Raw genomic sequence first — 16180 nt, 5'->3', positions numbered from 1 at the left:
TAAGTATTTGCGATTATCAAACGGCTTCGAACGGGAACCCTGGTCGGCAGTTCCGCCCACCCAGACGGTTCAGTTGTCCTGCGTGGTCATGTCGGAGAGAGACCCCGAACTGTCCGGATGCCTTTGGAATTGTTCATCGTTTGGGCGGTACGCTCAGTGATGATTTCGATGATTTCGCGGGTCGAGGGGGAACCGTTGCCGGACTTTTTGACTCCGACGAAGGGCAAGTGTACTTCGGTACCGAGACACACTTGAGCAGTAATTCGACGGTCAAGAAGTGCTATGGGGAACCTCGGCCCGAAAAACGAATAGCCGGTTTGAGACTATGAAATAGAACTCGTCCGCGGTTGCAAGGTGTCACGTGGTTTCGTGAGGAGACTACACGTTACCCGCGCTGAGAGACGACGAGTACCAACAATATCGAGAATACTGGCCGACGAAGTCATCTCTGAAAGCAATTTATTTGAGGACTGCAAACGACACCCGAATCGACCGAAATCGACCGGAATCTACGCGTTTGCTGCAGTTGCACTCGCAATGAGAGTAAGAGAGGTCACTGAAAGCCACCGTACACCCCATCACGCGATGGATGTGCGATCGGTGTGGAAACCGTTTCAGGTGTTACTATACCGGAACGCGAAGAAACGCGAATCTGAAGGAGGTCGAGCCAAAAGAGGAGAGAGCGGCCATTGTATATTCACTCGCCACAGATCCACTACGTATCAACACGGTTGAGCGCCGCTACCGCGAGAAATCCACATCGATACACTCACAATCTGCCGACTGCACTCGAGTTCCGTTTGAGGTTTACAATCTTACGGATGTAAACCCCGCCTGCTGACTCTCGGCTCACACATGATGACACTATCCGTATGTATTCGGAAAGATGTCTACTAACTAGTATCCCTGTGTCCTGCCAGCGCCGTTCGTGCGAAACCACCGGGAATCATGCAGCGACCACACCCCGTAAACGGGGTCGATTACGCCCGTATTGGTGTAAATACCACGGTCGGAACGCTTTTTAGACCGACTCGACTACGCACTAGTAGTGACCGAGCGCACTCTCGATACAGCGGCGAGTTCATCGTGTGGCTGCAAAGTTGGTCGTATCACGGACCAGTACGACCTGAACGGACTCGACGATGAACTCGTCAGCTACTGGACCGATAGAACGGACGAACGATACAGCACGCGCGATCTCGCAACGCACGTCAATCAGCGTGTACTTGAAGCGGCCCTCGACGAAGTGGGGCTCCAGTACAAGGACGGCGAGGTCGAAAACACCTATCGACTCCTGACCGGTGACGATGTCAGTAGCGGGACCCGCGTGCAGACGAGAAAAGAACTCGAGCGAGACTCCATCCCGGTCGAAGAGGTGGAGAGTGATTTCGTCTCCCACCAGACGGTCTACAACCACCTGACGGATTGTCTCGAAACGACACTCGAATCACCGAGTGACGAGGAGCGACTCGAACGGAGTCGGGATAAACTCGGTGCCCTCCGAAACCGGACGGCGGCGGTGACAGAAGACACGGTTGCACAGCTCGAACGAAGCGACGTACTCGACATCGGCGAGTTCAACGTCCTCGTGAACGTGACGGTAACCTGTGAGGACTGCAAACAGCAGTATACCATCAGAGATCTGCTTGACCAGGGTGGTTGTGATTGTGAGTGAGCGCCGTCCCGAGCGATAGTAACACCTGAAACGATTTCACACTGACCGCACACCCATCGTGCCATTCGGTCTGCACTGCTTTTCAGTAGTGCCGATAGCGAGGACAATCTGAACTCGTTTCAGTTATAGAATTCACTCACCGATTACCTACTTTTCGTAATTCGCCTTCCTCAACCAGGAGTTGAATTAGCGCCATCTATGACAGTATTTAATCTAACCTATATTATTGGGAACATAGACTAGTATATGACATGATAGCAGTAGTGTATGTGGGATGAGCTACTCAAGTGTGTCGCGTGAAGATTATGGTTATCCGAGGTGATGAGTGGGGACCAGACGAAGAACACGTCGACGGCCTTAACGGATGATTCAGTTCGTCCGCTCCGAAGGAATAGCGTCTCTTGTTGCACTCATCCACTGTGTCTTCAGCACGCCTTTTGTTGACAGTATCTGGGCAGATTCTGGTTCCATCTGGGATAACGTTCCTCTTGCTGTGATGATTGTTATACTAGTCAGCTGGGTAATAGAAGTCAGAAATCGACTTGCAAGGGTCAGCCATGAACTGAGCCCGCGATTTATTCATCACTTCCGCTTGCTGGATCGTAAGCAGCTCTGATGCTGTCGAACCTCGAAAGGTATTTTTAGGCTATCCTAAAATATAGCGTTATGCGACGTGTAGAATCAACGCGACGAGAGTTCTTAGGGACGAGTAGTGTGGTTGGCAGCATGGTCTTCGCGGGCTGTCTGAATGGTGACCCTTCGGATTTGGGCCAAAGAACTGGTGATAGAACCAGCTATACTGCTGGAATCGAGCCAGTGGGGGAAGTCGAGTTCGAGGGCCCACCCGAGCGATGGACCGCCCTACTGCCGACTTTCGCGGACATGGCGTTCGCACTCGGCGGCGGACAAACGCTCGGGATTCAGAACCACGACCGTTACGCGAACGAAGCCTTCGACGCTCTTCCTGGAGTTAAGCATAACCAAGATGATATCGTAGATCTCGTCAGTAGCGATGTCGATAAAGAACTGTTCTATGACATGAACGCCGATGCTCATTTCATAGATCCGAACATATTGAAACTCTGGTACGGATGGGACGAGTCGGACATCGAAGAAATCACGAACAACCTCGGTCCCTTTTTCGGGAGCTTCATTCGTCGTCACAGCGATAACTGGCACGACTATCGCTACTACAGCCTCTATGAGGCTTTCGAGTTGATGGCCGAAGTTTTTCAGGCCCAAGACCGTTACCAAGCGTTCGTTGAACTCCACGAGCAGATGCTCGAAACGATCGAGGAACGATTGCCACCGGCCGACCAGCGACCAACTGCCTTGCTCGTCTACCCAGCCGGCAGGTCAGGAACCTCGTTCCACCCATTCCGAATTGACGATGGTGGTGTCAGCACCAAACAGTGGCGTGATCTCGGTCTGAGTGGCGCACTTGCCGAGACGGACATAGGCCACTACAGTTACTCCGACGATGGCACGCTCGGTCCAGAAGCCTTGCTCGAAATCGATCCCGAAGCGTTACTGGTACGCAACTACGGAGGGGCATCCGAATCCAAGTTCAGGGAAGAAGTAGTCGAACCCTTGGAGGATCATTCGGTCACCAACAATATACGGGCGGTGCAGAACGACGCCGTCTACAACGCCGGGTACCTCGATCAAGGACCGATAATCAACTTTCATCACACCGAACTAGCGGCGAAAGACATCTATCCAAATGCGTTTGAGGATGCGACGCTCTTCGATCGTGAGCGCGTCGCCCAGATCGTTTCTGGAGACCTTTGAGTGATCTCGTAACTAATGTTGGACAGTGACATGATACACGGTTCACAGCAGTCTGTCTTTCGGTACATCGCATAACTTCGCGCCCATGTTGACCGTGGGCGACTGTGTCAAAATCACCGTCTCGGCGTTGATCCCAACCCAACTAACCGGTTGACCTCTCACTGAGCCCGCCGCTCGAGAGGGACAGCACTGTTCAGCAGCCCCAGAACTCACACATTTTCACACACTTGTCCGATAGATGTACCCGAAGAAAGCCTAAACCGACTCTAGGTTGGTGAAAGTAGCCACGGATCAACGAGAAGTCGACACAAAACTGGTTTATCCTCCGAAGCTGTGAAGTACATACCACAACTATTTCGTATAGTGGAATGTGATTTATCACATGTGGTGGACACAATAGTTCACTACCCGCGCCACCAACCGAGAGCGTCTGTCGATGGGAAAAGACTTCGAGAACTAGGATCACTGCGTCTCCTTCCACTCTCCCGCATCACCGCCTCTAAACTCACCCATCGCCTCGCGTTCACGAGGCCACAGTGAAACGACCAGCACGAGACTATAGAAGACGCCAACGAGTCCCGTTACGACGGTCCCTGACAGGGTCCCAACACTGGCCACAGTCAGAAAGCCGTCCCCAGTTGCAAATGCGGTAATTCGGAAGACCCAGGCGAGTAACAGAACGAGTAATAGCGCGAGGTAGATTCGCCGAAGTCGGTTGCGGAGGGCTTCGAGGAGCGTGATTTTCACCGTGGGTGTCCGGTAATCGTTGCTCAGTTTTTGTCGCCAATCTTCGTGTTCGAGTTCACTCGAGGGATCGAGCGCGTTCGCGATGAGGTTTTGCTGAATCAGGCGGACACGCGATCGATAGACATCGTAGTCACGGTAGCGCCGGGCTTCGATCATCAGAAACGTCGTTACGACCAGGACAGCGATCAGAATAATGTAGTGTGGATTGTCGGCACTCGAGAACGCCCAAGTGAGGATTGCAGCCATCACGGTGACGCTCCAGGTGGTCGTCTGGTCAAGTCTCGACCGCCAGGTCGTCTCACGATCCAATTCGCCACGATAGGTGTCCCCGAGGACGGCACTCATCGTCGAAATCTCGGTATCGATTTCGTTTCCGAGTTCGCCGTGACCCAAATCAGTGTGATCGTCTCCGGTGTCTCCACTCATGGTAGCTACTGTTGTTCACCACGGCCACGCTATAAGTAACAGAGACATCGGGTCGACCGGAAACGTGCTGAACCGCACGTCGTGTTGGTGGTATGTGGGAGAGAAGAGTGGCAGTTTTCAGACCGGCAGGCGTCTTATGCTGGACGGGGGAAGTTATCGATCGTTTCCGCGCGGAACGCCTCCTCGTCGAACTCGAACTCGCCGTCGAGGAACTCGAGGAGTGTCTGCGTATCCTGCAGTGCGTTTTGCAGACAGGTGGACGCGCCCGGCGACGGCGTGATATTGAACAGAATGTCGTCGCCGACGATTTTTGCTTCACCCATATCGAGGGATTTGCGCTTGGTATCGACGATCTGTGGTCGAACACCGCCGTAGCCCTTCGCCCGTTCGATGTCCTCGAGTTCGACGCTCGGGACGACCTTCTGGACGTGCGGGAGGAACTCGCGCGGCCCGACTGCGGGGAGGTCGTAGACGAGGTTTCGGAGAACGTACGGGAGAAGGATCCGGTCCGAAAGGATGTTGGCGTAGCTGAGGAACGCTGCGGCGTTCAACCCGAATACGTCGAAGAAGTCCCGTACCGTCGAGAGACGGCCGCGTTCGAGGGCGGGGACCAGTTTCGCAGTGGGGCCGAAGCGGGTGATGCTCGAATCGTGAACGTCCGCGTCGCCGTGGACGGCGGCAAACGGGAGTTTCTTCATCTGGAGCGTGTACACCTTCCCGTTGAGCAGATCGTCTGCAAGGAAGAAACTGCCTGCTACGGGGAGCAACACCTTGTCCTGGCCGTAGCCGAGTTCTTTCGCGATCTGGAGGCTGTGCGAGCCGGCGGCGACGGCAGCCGCGTCACAATCGAAGCGGCCGTTGGTCGTGGCGATAGTGTAACCGTCGAGCGTCGGCGTGATGTCCGTGACCTTCGTGCCGCTGTAGATGTCGACGTTGGGTTCCTCGCGGGCCTGCTCGACGAACGACTTCGTCGTTGCACCGTAGTCGACGACGTAGCCGTCCGGCGTCTGCAGTGCGAGCATGTCCTTCGAGGGATCGCGGCCTTCGACGACTTTGGGCTCGTACTCGGCGATTTCCTCGCGGCCGATCGGTTGGAGTTTCGGGAAGAGATCGCCGAAGCCTTCGGCCTCGTAGCGCCGCTCGAGCTGTGCGACTTCCTCGTCGCCGACGCCGAGAACCATCTTGCTTCGCTTGTCGTGCATCTCGCGGTCGGCGTCGTGGTTCTCCAGGTACCCCGCAAGGAGTTCCGCTCCTTCCTTTACCTCCTCGGCCTTCTCGAGCGTGTAATTGGTCTCGATGTCGCCGAAGTGAAGCGTCTGTGAGTTGTTCGTGTGGTTCGAGTTAATCGCCGCGGTCTCCGATTCCTTTTCGATGAGCGCGATGGAGTCGATATCGGAGAACTTCGCGGTTGCATACAGAAGTGATGCCCCGCTGATACCGCCCCCGACGATGATGAGGTCGTACTTGCCAGACATAATTGATTGGGAAAGTCATCTCGATAACTGTCCTCCGGACAAATAACTCGTGTTTTTTCGATCGAATTTTCGTCGATCGTCGAACCCCATGTCGGCAGTTGAACGCTGTGCGATAAAATAGCCTGTAGGCGCGTTAGCTCGGAATACTCTTCGAACAATACAGATACACTTCAAAGAAATTGGTAGTGAACTACCGTTGCTACCGGCACTGTTTCACCAGATTCCACGCGGATAGTCGAAAGCGACGGAGCTTACATTCCGAGTAGGCTTCCGTCGGCGTACTTCTCTTCGTATTCGATATCGTCGGCAACCAACATCAGAATGCCCTCGACAATGCCAAGAAGCCCAGGAATTCCCGTCCAGAAGAAACACAGGTAGATGACGCCAAGTTTGACGTTTCCCTGATAGAACTTGTGTGCGCCAAGCGTTCCAAGGAGCAGCGCCAAAATACTTGCTGCGAGCCGATCCGAATCAACACCGGATCCGCGATAGGAGGGCTGTCGAACGCCACACTCCGGACAGATCTCTGCCTGTGCGTTTATCCGCTCACCGCACTCGACACAGTACTTTTCGCCACCAGACCGGTCGGGCCCGCCATCGAGAGGCGTCGTCTGATCGACCCCACAGCTGGGACACACATCCGCTCCGTCGTCGAGTTGCTCCCCACAGTTGCTACAGTGCTTCATTCCGCTCTCGCCCGTGTTTCACACACTCGTCTTAAATAGCTGCTTGTTGGATACCGCTATCACCACGAGTAGTACAGCAGTATTCCCGCAAGAATCGCATATCCGACCCCGATTCCGAGGAGACCGACCATCGACTCGAACAGCAGATGCGCGATAGCCAGTCCGTAGCCACACCCGAGCAAGAATCCAGTCACCGTCCGAACGGGGTTATACCCACGGCGACTGCTGAACGTCGTTACGCTCCAATCGACCAGGGAGGGAACTGGCAAAAGCGCAACCAGGAACACAACGGTAGCAGGTGCCACCTCCGGGCCACCCAACGTGGCGAGTACCCCCGCCCCGATCCCCGGATAGACGCCTGCACATCGAGCACAAATGTGAACTCGGCGACCGAAGACGACGGGCGAATAACAGCGATAGAACTCGGCAGGCACGTGGTGTGAAAGTACGAACCGTCCCGTTTCGGACAGTCCTTTTCGAAGTTCCGTCGTATCGATTCTCATAGTCTGAAAGCGGATGGCAGAAAACTCCGATCGAACACTCACGAATCCCGCCGGATTGCATCGACGTTCTAGCGATGTGTCCATCCACGAACTCAAAGCAGTACCGATCTCTCAGTATGCGTTTGAGGATCGTTCGTACAACCGTCCACCGTCAGTTCTACCGGAAGGGGGCAATGGGATTAATATTGGTGTTTGAAAGAGAGGTCCCCGTGGTCGTAGGAGTAGGATTTGATTTCCGCTTCATCGCAGCGTGAACGGAGATCTGCCGGCGAAATATCCGTCCGTTCGCCGAACTCTTTCTCGAGGTGTTTGCAAAATGCGATGGTAAGATTTCGATCACCATCCCCGGTGTCTGCAACCTGAAGAACGACTGCCAGATCCGGATCGTCGTAATCCGGTTTGATGACGTAGTCGCCCGGAGTAAACGGATTATCGGGATATTCGAGATTCGTGTGTTTGTAGGTGTAGAGCTTGATGTTTTGATCGTCACAGTAGGATGCCAACTTTGCAGGGTGGATCTCCCGCCAGTTCCCTGGTCCGTCATCGAGACTATTCGGAAATGCGACGCAGACCGCCTCACCATCCATCGTCTGGCCGTAGAGGTTGACATCTTGTTCCGGCGGGAGCACCTCCACGACTACCGCGACTGATGGATCGTTATCTTCCGCTTTTACCACGCGATCACCCGGCGTAAATGGGTTCTGCGGCTTTTGGTTCATATGTGCCGTATTTGGCCCCAAATCCTGTAATTCGTTCATCGGACGAGCAGCGAGATGAGCGAGTTTTTCGGGTTCTTCACCGGAGTACGCTTCCTGCGTTCTGACTTTCGATTTGAGTGTTTCAGTTCGTTCCCATCCAAGAAGGATGAGTGCATCCTCGTTATCGCGATGCCAAACCATCACAATAATATCATCATTTGGGTCGTTTTCGAGGATCTTTGCCGGCCGGAACGCAGAAACGTCTCTCGAGGTTTTCACGTCGATCCTGTATCCGAAGACATCGAAATCGTGGCCGGAGAAACTCTCAGAATTACAGCGCCGGATCGCCGCTTCATTTTCCCATTCCCACATCTCGACAGGGAGATACTCACGACAGAACTGCTCGAATGCGAGTTCACCGAGATTCCCGATACGCTTGACGTCTAACTCGTCTGCTCCTTGGATCACCGCTTGGTGGTGAGCTCGTTTTCTATCGATTTCATCCGGTATGTAGAGATACATTAGCTGGGGATTATTCGGTTGTATAATGTATCTTCCGTACTGACAATCTCCCGTCTACTTGGTAGTCGCGAAGAAGAAACTCGGGATCGATATTTTAGTCTCCTAGGGAAGTGATGCGTAGAGAAATAGAAGATATTGGTGCTCGAACAGGTACCTATTACCGGATATCGAAGTGCTGGTCGGAGTCAGTAGTCTCCGGAAGTGACGTGTGCAATGCTCGTCGTCGACGGGCACGCCGAAAAGTTGCGTCTGGAAGCACTCTAACTGCGAGATTTCGTATTCGAGTGCCGACTCGCGATTGAATCGTACTCAGGGCCCCCAGATGGTGGGACTCGACTCGAATCCGATCGGCCCTTGGTTTTCGCTTGGTCTCGAAGGCCTCGAAGGCCGCCGCCGACGTTCCGCGCGTAGTGATTTCGTGGGCCAGCGTGAGTGCGTCTTCGATGGCCTGTGCCGCACCTTGCCCGGCGAACGGTAACATTCCGTGGGCCGCGTCGCCGGCGACAATGACTGACCCGTGATGCCACCGTTCGAGTGACGGGACATCCGCCAAATCGGTACTGAACACGGTATCGGTATCAATCGACTCGACGACAGCGGGGATCGGAGCGGGGAACGCCGAAAACAGTTCGCGTAGCATCGCTTTCGTCGGCTGCGAGTCGGTTTGCCACTCCACCGCGGACTCCGACACCGTAGCGAACCAGTAGAACCGATCCTCGTCGATGGGTGCACCACCGGTGTAGGTCCCCTCGCCCCACACCTCGATCCCTCGAGTTCGGTGCTGCTCGGGTAAATCTACCGTTGCGATGGCTCGATAGGCGATACTGTCCAGCACTCGCGGTTCGACGTTCGGCGCGACAGCGTCCCGGACGACAGAGTCGATACCGTCCGTCCCGATGAGGATGTCCGGTTCGATGTGCGTGCCATCGGTAAATCGAACGGCCGGAGTATCCGTGTCAGTCACCGCTTTGCACGCCATTCCGGTTCTGACTTCGGCATCGAGTTCCTCAAGGAGTATCCGCTGCAGTTCGGCGCGGTGTATCGCCACGAAGCCGTAGCCGAAGTCGGCCCGTTCGACGCGGTCCAGATCGAATCGCGTTAACACTTGTCCGTTCGCGGACCGAATCGAACTGTCTTCGAGGGGAACGCCTGACTCTCGGACGCGGTCGGCGATTCCGAGGCGGTCCAAAATGAGCAACGCGTTTGTCTGTAGCAGGATTCCAGCGCCGATTGGACGGAACTCGGACGCGGCCTCGTATACGGTCGGTGCCCATCCCCGCTGTTCGAGCGCGAGCGCCGTGGTCAGTCCACAGATCCCCCCACCGACGATAGCGATGTCGGGTCTCTCTGTCGTCATTGGCGCTTTCGGCACGAACTGCTGGTCATTTCGTCACTACGGAGGTGTTCGCGGCGTCCAACGAGTTGGTTTCGTTCCATATCTGTCGGTTCGCATTGAGCCGTCGAATTTCGGCTGCCGGCTATCTACGCCGGTTTAAAGCACGCCGGGTATCTTCTCGTACGTATGCGATATCTCACGGTTCTCGTTCACCCCGTCGAGAGCGGTTCGTTCCACCCGCTCGGAGAGACACTCTCGAACGCGTCAGAGATCGAGCGGGAGGCGATTCACCACGTCGAACATCTCGCCGACGACACGGTACTGTTATTCGCCGAGGGGAGCGGTGATCGGGACCGATACGAGGATATAATGCGGGACTCCCCCCATGTCGTTGATTATTTCGTCTCCGGGGTGGATCGGTGGATGGCCGTCAGTCAGTTCGAACCGACGGACGCGACTCGATGTCTGCTGGAACGTCAACGCGAGTCGAACGTCGTTATCGAGACGCCCATCTACTTCACCGCCGACGGTTCGCTCCGAATAACGTATCTGGGAAGCGACGCTGCGTTTCGAGAGTTGTTTCGCGACTCCGTCGAGGAGACGGCTATCGCGTTCGATGTCGTCGAAACGGGCGACTACAACCCGGACGAAGCGGCGCTCACGAGACAATTAACGACGCGCCAACGGGAAGTGCTCGAAGTAGCGGTCGAGATAGGGTACTACAGTGCGCCTCGGCAGTCCACGCTCGACGATGTGGCGAACGTCGTCGGAATTGCGACATCAACTGAGGGCGAGCATCTCCGAAAAGTGGAGGAGAGCGTGTTCGGTGCGTTCGTTCGGTAATTGTCGCGCATGTACGAGCGCTGCCCGTGGAATCACAGTTCCGGTAGTAGTTGGGCCTCGGCACTCGAACAGGAACGACTTACGGGTACACCGATCCTGCCGCAGTAGGTTTTTAGTTGGGACTGTGTTGTTTGTATTATACACAGCACCGAGACCACCTACGAATATAATACCGCGCAATCTAACGAAACCACACGAATGAGCGCCTTACGCCCCCATATTCACCTGTTTCTGGATGAGTTTTCCGGTGAGCCGGTCCGGTCGGCTGTGCGGCGCATTCAGGATAGCGGATTTTCGACCGTATCGACGGACAGCAGTCAGGAGTTCGTCTTCGGGACCTGGGGACAAGACGAGGTCGGATACGGTGGCTGGGAGACAACGGCGGAATTACAGTTTCTCGTCGATCGAATCCGTTCCGTCGGCCGTGGACGAATCAAGTTCTGGAGCCCCGAAAATCACGAGTACCAGTTATCCGTTCGGCTTTTCGAGACCGAGATGCGAGTTTCAGCGCCCGTCCGAATATGGGGACCACCTGCCCGGATATTCGACACCGACGAATATACTCGAGAGACGGTCGAAAAGCGGACGGAACTCCTCGTGACCCTGTTCCTCGAGTTATCAGAACGGTTCGATCCCTGGTACGCGTTCGCCGACATCTACGACGACCGGCCGAAGCGGATTTTCCCCGCCGACCGCCCTCCGGAGAGCGGTCTCGAGCAGCTCCCGTGGATAACAGTCTTTGGATTGGAGTGGTTCGACTTCTTCGGTGGTGCGGACCGGACGAAACGAGCTCCCGCGTGGAACGTCCGGCAACTGGCGACCGGAAGCGTGGTCGTTCGAGAACGCGATTTCCCCGCACCGACGTACGCGGAGTGCGATTCCGGTCCCCCTATTTCGACATACGAGTATCTGTTCGAGCGCCGATCGATCGCTGAACTGCGGTCGGAGCGGCGACGGAAGCGGAACACGATTGTCGATCCGTTTCGCGAATTCGCACCCGGGGAACGCGGCAGTGATATCGTCCTCTGCAAGGGTCACGCCTCGATCGAGACGACCGAGATCGATTACAGGGACGTGGCAACGACTATCGGTGAGTCCGATAACTGCTACGTCCTCCACGTCTATCGCGACGACCGCGATCAGCTTCGGGAGGTCAATTCTGGGCTGTTCGTCCGTCGGCTGATCGACGAAGACGGCCAGCCGATCGGAACGCTGCCCGACGATGTTCCCCTCGAGCGTGAGCTACTCTCGCTTTCGGTCAATACGGCAGTGGAACCGTTCCCACCGGAGATGTATCGAATGGAATCGGCGGCGGAGCCGAGTGTTATAGCGAAGCTATTCGGGCTCTGGGAACTTCCGCCGGACGGAACGGTTTGGGCGGAAGGCGACACCTGTCGCAGATGGGCTACTGATCCGAACTGAACGGCCGAGATACGAATTTTCGGGCGGTTCCGTTGACGGCTCTGTTCTCGTTTGCTACTGGAACCCACGATCGATCTGTTGGTCGAGAACTGACTGATACTACGCGTAAACCGAAGGCCTCAGCACTCGTACCACACGAAATTGATATCAGTTGTCACAGACATTGACTTTCTCTATAGGTCTGGTGAACGACCACGGATGCGACGTTCCACCAGAATTGTGGTGGTTCGATAGAGGTGTGAGGAGTTATTCCACCCCAAGGAAGCAGGTAAACAGTGTACTGGAAATCAGATAGATCTCGTTTGTAGCTAATATCGCGGAATATTAAACTCAGCTCGCAATCCTGTTTCTACAACTGGAACTGAAGAATAGTCCATAATTCCTGTTGTATGTCGAGCGTCTAATAGATCTTGAAGGCACGGGTCTTCAGGGATTCGAACTGCACCCGTAGCTAAGTGCTGAGGATCGTGATCCTCATCAAGGATATTCTGGTAGGTAAGCTTGATTCGATACGCGAGAACTTTGACACCCATATCCTGGAGGTTCCTTACTGCTTCACTGAAGGAGGCAGGATGACCGTCTCCTGGAGAAGCGGCAGCCCCTGAATACTGCCACAATCTCACTTCCGAAGTTAGCCGATCAGTCTCCCCAGCTGGTAATACAGTCCCAACATCTACTGATGGGGTCTTAGATTCAGAAGAGCGTGAAAGAGAGTGGGAGACTTCTTTAAAGCCCCGTCTCACTATTATTTCTCCTCTTTTTTCATCCTCATACTCTTCCGATACCACCCTCTCCTCAATAGGAACTAATCTAGTATTCTTGTTCTTTTTATTCACAAGGAAATCAATATCCAAACTAATGTTCTTCGCTAATCCCGTTCCTTTATTTGATAGTTCAAGGATGAGTATGTCTCCGTCTGCAGAAAATGTATCTTGGAGAACAAGTTCTGGTTGATGCTTGGCTTCCATGAGGCGTTGTTGCCGTCGTTGGATCTCAGTCACTTGTTCTTGAAGCTCAGCCTGTTTTTCCATCTCCTCAGTTTGCCGCTCCATGGATTCGGTCTGAAGTTCTATCGACTCCAGTTGACGTTCCATCTTCTTGGTTTGATCTACCATAGAGTCGACTTGTTCAGCCATTTGGCGAGTTTGCTTGTTATTGTCTCTCGCCATCTTCACATACACCCCGATAAGCACCAAAGTGAGGAGAGCAGTCGTAGCTACATTCATCGCATCAACACGGTTGGAAAATTGTTGGGTAACTTCCGAGGTGAGAAGCCAGCTTTGCCAGAGGAGTAGAGCAAGGATACCGAGAATAACGGCGATGAGACCGTTATCCCACGAAAAAAGGGTACTGAGACGGCTTCTGACAGTCATATCGCGGTATAGAGCAGTACTCTACTTATATCTGGACTATTCAGATTACTATCTGTTATGAACAACAGACTGACTCTCACAAAGAGACTCTCCAGTCAAGAGGCGCTCTACCAAGTTACGAAATCACCATCGACGGTAAGATCGAACTTGTTGGTGCTGACCCGCTCGAGGAAGCAACCATTGTTACAGATCACTCGGCAGAGGGTGCGGTCGATATTGACGTAATGTGGTTCCGATTCTTCGGCGGAATGGCAAACATCTACGTTGTTGACTGGAACCGCATTGCCGTCATAGATAACTCATATCAGTGGTCAGTACTATCGGATAGCATGACGGTAACGCGATACCGAGTGGGATTTGTGGTTATAATCGTCGCTCTGATTGTCGGAAACGTTGTAGCAGTCAAACTCCTTCCGTTCGAGGTGGTCCGTAGAATTGTCGGTCTAGAGGGCTTGGTGTTCGCCGGAATTGGGTCAGTGTTCTTCCGGTTGAGCAACTTGCCGCGTGCAGAAGAGTATCTGCGGGATACGGATCTGGACGAGCGGGTTGAAGCTGCTCGGCGGACACTGTTCGTTAACCAAGACACGCTGAAAGCGGACGACGGGGGGTTCGAAGAAACAGTGGACGTGATCTTGGAACATTCGGAGCTTTCGGAACGGCCTGATTTCGTTCATCCGCGAGAACCAGGTGCGATGGGGGCTGTCGGCTATGTGAGTTTTATATATGGTGATGAAGTCTCGCGGGATGAAGAGGTGAAGAGCACTGCTCCTCAGCCCGTTGTCGACGGGTGGTTGAACCAGTTTGTAGAAGGGCAGAAACAGCAGATGGAGGTGCGCTGGCTGCATCGAGGAGCATCCCTGTTTATCGTCGGATTCGGGCTCCAGATCATCGCGGCAGTGAGCCTGTTCCTGTAATTGTGGATTCCATCATCTGAAGTGTAGCGGTTTCATAGCGCCTCGAGATTCGTATTTTAGAGGTATCGCGCCGCCTGTCGGGGGTGCTCTGAGGATGGTATTATCGGTTGTTCAGTGGTCAGTAAGGTAGCCTTTGATGTCGGTGATATCGGTGAGAATAGTGGTGTTGAAGCGTTCGTGAAGGTCGTGTTTGTAGGCGACACCAGCGAAAAATTCCTCGGTGACAACGACGTCGCTGTAGGGAATGGCGGCGGCTAAAGACATCATGTCTTCAAGATCGTTGGCTTCGATTTCGCGATCCCAGTGGAAGTCGCGTCCATGAGAGAGCACGAACTGGCAGTAGTAGGCCGGGAACTGGGCAAGGAATTCTTCGAGGTCAAAGCCGTATTCCCGCAGGTCTTGGTGGACCGATCTCTGGATGTTGAGGTCGACTTGTTGAGCGTTGTGATAGAGGAGCGGAAAAAAGTTTTGAGCGAGATTTCTGGCGACTAGAATATTCCAGCGTTCCTCGTCGGTGTCACCAAGTTCTTTGGATCGTTGTCGGACGTCCTCTCGCTTCTGAAGATCTTGTTCGTCGATTTGCTGCTGGAATTTGGCGGCCTCCGTAAGGTAGTCGTCGTCATGTATCATCAGGCGGCTAACGCGTTCAGATCGGAGAAGTCGATGCAACATCTCGTTATCTTCCTTGGGAATCCCCTTGACCCGAGGCATGCCGAGGGGGGAGACAAGACCGCGATCGAACATGTCGTCAGTGATATCCGGTACAGTTTGGCCGGGGATGCAGCCCGTGATATATGCGCGACGTTCGGCCTTAGTAACGAGAAAGTAGTTTTTGAAGCAGATGTTGCGGGAGAGATCAAGCATTAGCTCGTAGAGTTCGCGGCGGAATCTGAGATCAGGATGTTCGTCGGTTTCTGCCTGCCGTACCAATGAGAACGGGTAAACAGCGGTTCCGTTATTGGCAGAGGCGGCAACGGTTTCGTATGTGTCGCGATACGGGGATTCTGGGTCGTGGCGACCTTCGTGGAGATTACCCCATTTGTTCTGATCAAGAAAGATGACAGTAGTATCGGCTGGATCAAACGCTGGCGGTGACTTGTTTATGATGTCCTCGGCTGTCTCCCTGTCGAGTTCGTCGAGGAACACGGTATCATGGTCATAGACACGCAATTGATATGAATTGTATGGGTTCTTCAACTAATGTACAGTCCTCCTCCGCCAACGGCGAACGAGCTTGCATCTCTCACCCGAAAAAGCAGTGCTAACCGGAATGATAAAACTCCTTTATAAACGAGGTCCAATATCAGGTATGGTGTGGGATTTACTGGTTACGGCCGGGTCGAAAGTGTCTGGTTTCGTTGTGAGATTGGGTGGAGGATACTGGCGTCAGCGGAAACTGGCGAAGCAGCTGCATACGCAGTTGTACCGGATTGTGCATGACCGACCCGAGATGAAGGGACATCCGCCGCGCTTCTATGAGAAGACGGCTGATAATCTGGATCAGGCTGTCGAAACCGGCCTGTTTTCGACTGATGAACTGGAATATCTGGCTGACCGATTGGCAGCGTATTGCCGAGCCAAGCAAAACGGACAAACGGCAAAGTCGGTAGTGATGGATAAATCGTTCTTGGAGTGGACGAGAAGTCTTGAGACCGAAGGAATGAGTCCGTTTGACGTATCCGAGATTGAGAAACGGTTACGGGAGGATATCGAGGGAACGTATCGGTTGCAGCGGTTTGAGCATCCTGTGGACGAGGATTGACTAGAAG

14 protein-coding genes and 1 pseudogene are annotated in these 16180 nt (G+C 54.0%); 6 read left to right on the top strand and 9 right to left on the bottom strand.

Annotated features, from left to right (window positions below; genetic code table 11):
• Nucleotides 1-86 precede the first annotated feature (86 nt).
• Nucleotides 87-248: pseudogene (locus tag SM755_RS08035) on the bottom strand (aldehyde dehydrogenase); the annotation flags it as partial.
• Between the two features lie 800 nt (nucleotides 249-1048).
• Here SM755_RS08035 and rdfA point away from each other — a divergent pair.
• Together rdfA and SM755_RS08025 are read left to right on the top strand one after the other, a co-directional pair.
• Nucleotides 1049-1675: a rod-determining factor RdfA gene (rdfA, locus tag SM755_RS08030; protein WP_323172208.1), complete on the top strand. Its 627-nt coding sequence runs from the start codon at nucleotides 1049-1051 to the stop codon at nucleotides 1673-1675.
• An 816-nt stretch (nucleotides 1676-2491) separates the two neighbouring features.
• The gene (locus SM755_RS08025; protein WP_323172207.1) at nucleotides 2492-3466 is read left to right on the top strand and encodes an ABC transporter substrate-binding protein; all 975 of its coding nucleotides are present in this window, start codon (nucleotides 2492-2494) and stop codon (nucleotides 3464-3466) included.
• A 462-nt stretch (nucleotides 3467-3928) separates the two neighbouring features.
• Here SM755_RS08025 and SM755_RS08020 read toward each other — a convergent pair whose 3' ends face one another.
• From SM755_RS08020 to SM755_RS07995, 6 genes are all read right to left on the bottom strand, one after another.
• On the bottom strand, nucleotides 3929-4639 hold the full coding sequence (locus SM755_RS08020) for a DUF2270 domain-containing protein (protein WP_323172206.1): 711 nt from the start codon (nucleotides 4637-4639) through the stop codon (nucleotides 3929-3931).
• Between the two features lie 134 nt (nucleotides 4640-4773).
• The gene (locus tag SM755_RS08015) at nucleotides 4774-6114 is read right to left on the bottom strand and encodes an FAD-dependent oxidoreductase (RefSeq protein WP_323172205.1); all 1341 of its coding nucleotides are present in this window, start codon (nucleotides 6112-6114) and stop codon (nucleotides 4774-4776) included.
• A gap of 251 nt (nucleotides 6115-6365) precedes the next feature.
• A complete protein-coding gene (locus tag SM755_RS08010) occupies nucleotides 6366-6800 on the bottom strand; it encodes a TM2 domain-containing protein (protein ID WP_323172204.1) in 435 nt (144 codons plus the stop codon).
• Nucleotides 6801-6859: 59 nt separating this feature from the next.
• Complete coding sequence (locus tag SM755_RS08005) at nucleotides 6860-7303, bottom strand: DUF2085 domain-containing protein (protein WP_323172203.1); 444 nt, start codon at nucleotides 7301-7303, stop codon at nucleotides 6860-6862.
• Nucleotides 7304-7482: 179 nt separating this feature from the next.
• Nucleotides 7483-8523 (bottom strand): hypothetical protein, encoded by a 1041-nt coding sequence (locus tag SM755_RS08000; RefSeq protein WP_323172202.1) that lies wholly within the window; start codon nucleotides 8521-8523, stop codon nucleotides 7483-7485.
• A 157-nt stretch (nucleotides 8524-8680) separates the two neighbouring features.
• Nucleotides 8681-9880: an FAD-dependent oxidoreductase gene (locus tag SM755_RS07995; protein WP_323172201.1), complete on the bottom strand. Its 1200-nt coding sequence runs from the start codon at nucleotides 9878-9880 to the stop codon at nucleotides 8681-8683.
• 165 nt (nucleotides 9881-10045) lie between these two features.
• On the opposite strand from SM755_RS07995, the gene SM755_RS07990 reads away from it, so the two are divergent.
• Together SM755_RS07990 and SM755_RS07985 are read left to right on the top strand one after the other, a co-directional pair.
• Complete coding sequence (locus SM755_RS07990; RefSeq protein ID WP_323172200.1) at nucleotides 10046-10702, top strand: helix-turn-helix domain-containing protein; 657 nt, start codon at nucleotides 10046-10048, stop codon at nucleotides 10700-10702.
• A gap of 198 nt (nucleotides 10703-10900) precedes the next feature.
• On the top strand, nucleotides 10901-12124 hold the full coding sequence (locus SM755_RS07985; protein WP_323172199.1) for a hypothetical protein: 1224 nt from the start codon (nucleotides 10901-10903) through the stop codon (nucleotides 12122-12124).
• Nucleotides 12125-12432: 308 nt separating this feature from the next.
• On the opposite strand, the gene SM755_RS07980 is transcribed toward SM755_RS07985, so the two are convergent.
• Nucleotides 12433-13497 (bottom strand): hypothetical protein, encoded by a 1065-nt coding sequence (locus SM755_RS07980; RefSeq protein WP_323172198.1) that lies wholly within the window; start codon nucleotides 13495-13497, stop codon nucleotides 12433-12435.
• 248 nt (nucleotides 13498-13745) lie between these two features.
• On the opposite strand from SM755_RS07980, the gene SM755_RS07975 reads away from it, so the two are divergent.
• A complete protein-coding gene (locus SM755_RS07975; RefSeq protein ID WP_323172197.1) occupies nucleotides 13746-14411 on the top strand; it encodes a hypothetical protein in 666 nt (221 codons plus the stop codon).
• Nucleotides 14412-14522: 111 nt separating this feature from the next.
• On the opposite strand, the gene SM755_RS07970 is transcribed toward SM755_RS07975, so the two are convergent.
• Nucleotides 14523-15557: a hypothetical protein gene (locus SM755_RS07970; RefSeq protein ID WP_323172196.1), complete on the bottom strand. Its 1035-nt coding sequence runs from the start codon at nucleotides 15555-15557 to the stop codon at nucleotides 14523-14525.
• Nucleotides 15558-15720: 163 nt separating this feature from the next.
• Here SM755_RS07970 and SM755_RS07965 point away from each other — a divergent pair, with 163 nt between their 5' ends.
• The gene (locus SM755_RS07965) at nucleotides 15721-16173 is read left to right on the top strand and encodes a hypothetical protein (RefSeq protein WP_323172195.1); all 453 of its coding nucleotides are present in this window, start codon (nucleotides 15721-15723) and stop codon (nucleotides 16171-16173) included.
• Nucleotides 16174-16180 lie beyond the last annotated feature (7 nt).

This window comes from Natrialba sp. PRR66 (genome assembly GCF_034808065.1).
In the GTDB taxonomy this organism is placed as follows: Archaea; Halobacteriota; Halobacteria; order Halobacteriales; family Natrialbaceae; genus Natrialba; species Natrialba aegyptia.
The sequence above is the reverse complement of the archived record's forward strand: the minus strand, read 5'-3'. Positions and strand labels throughout refer to the sequence as shown.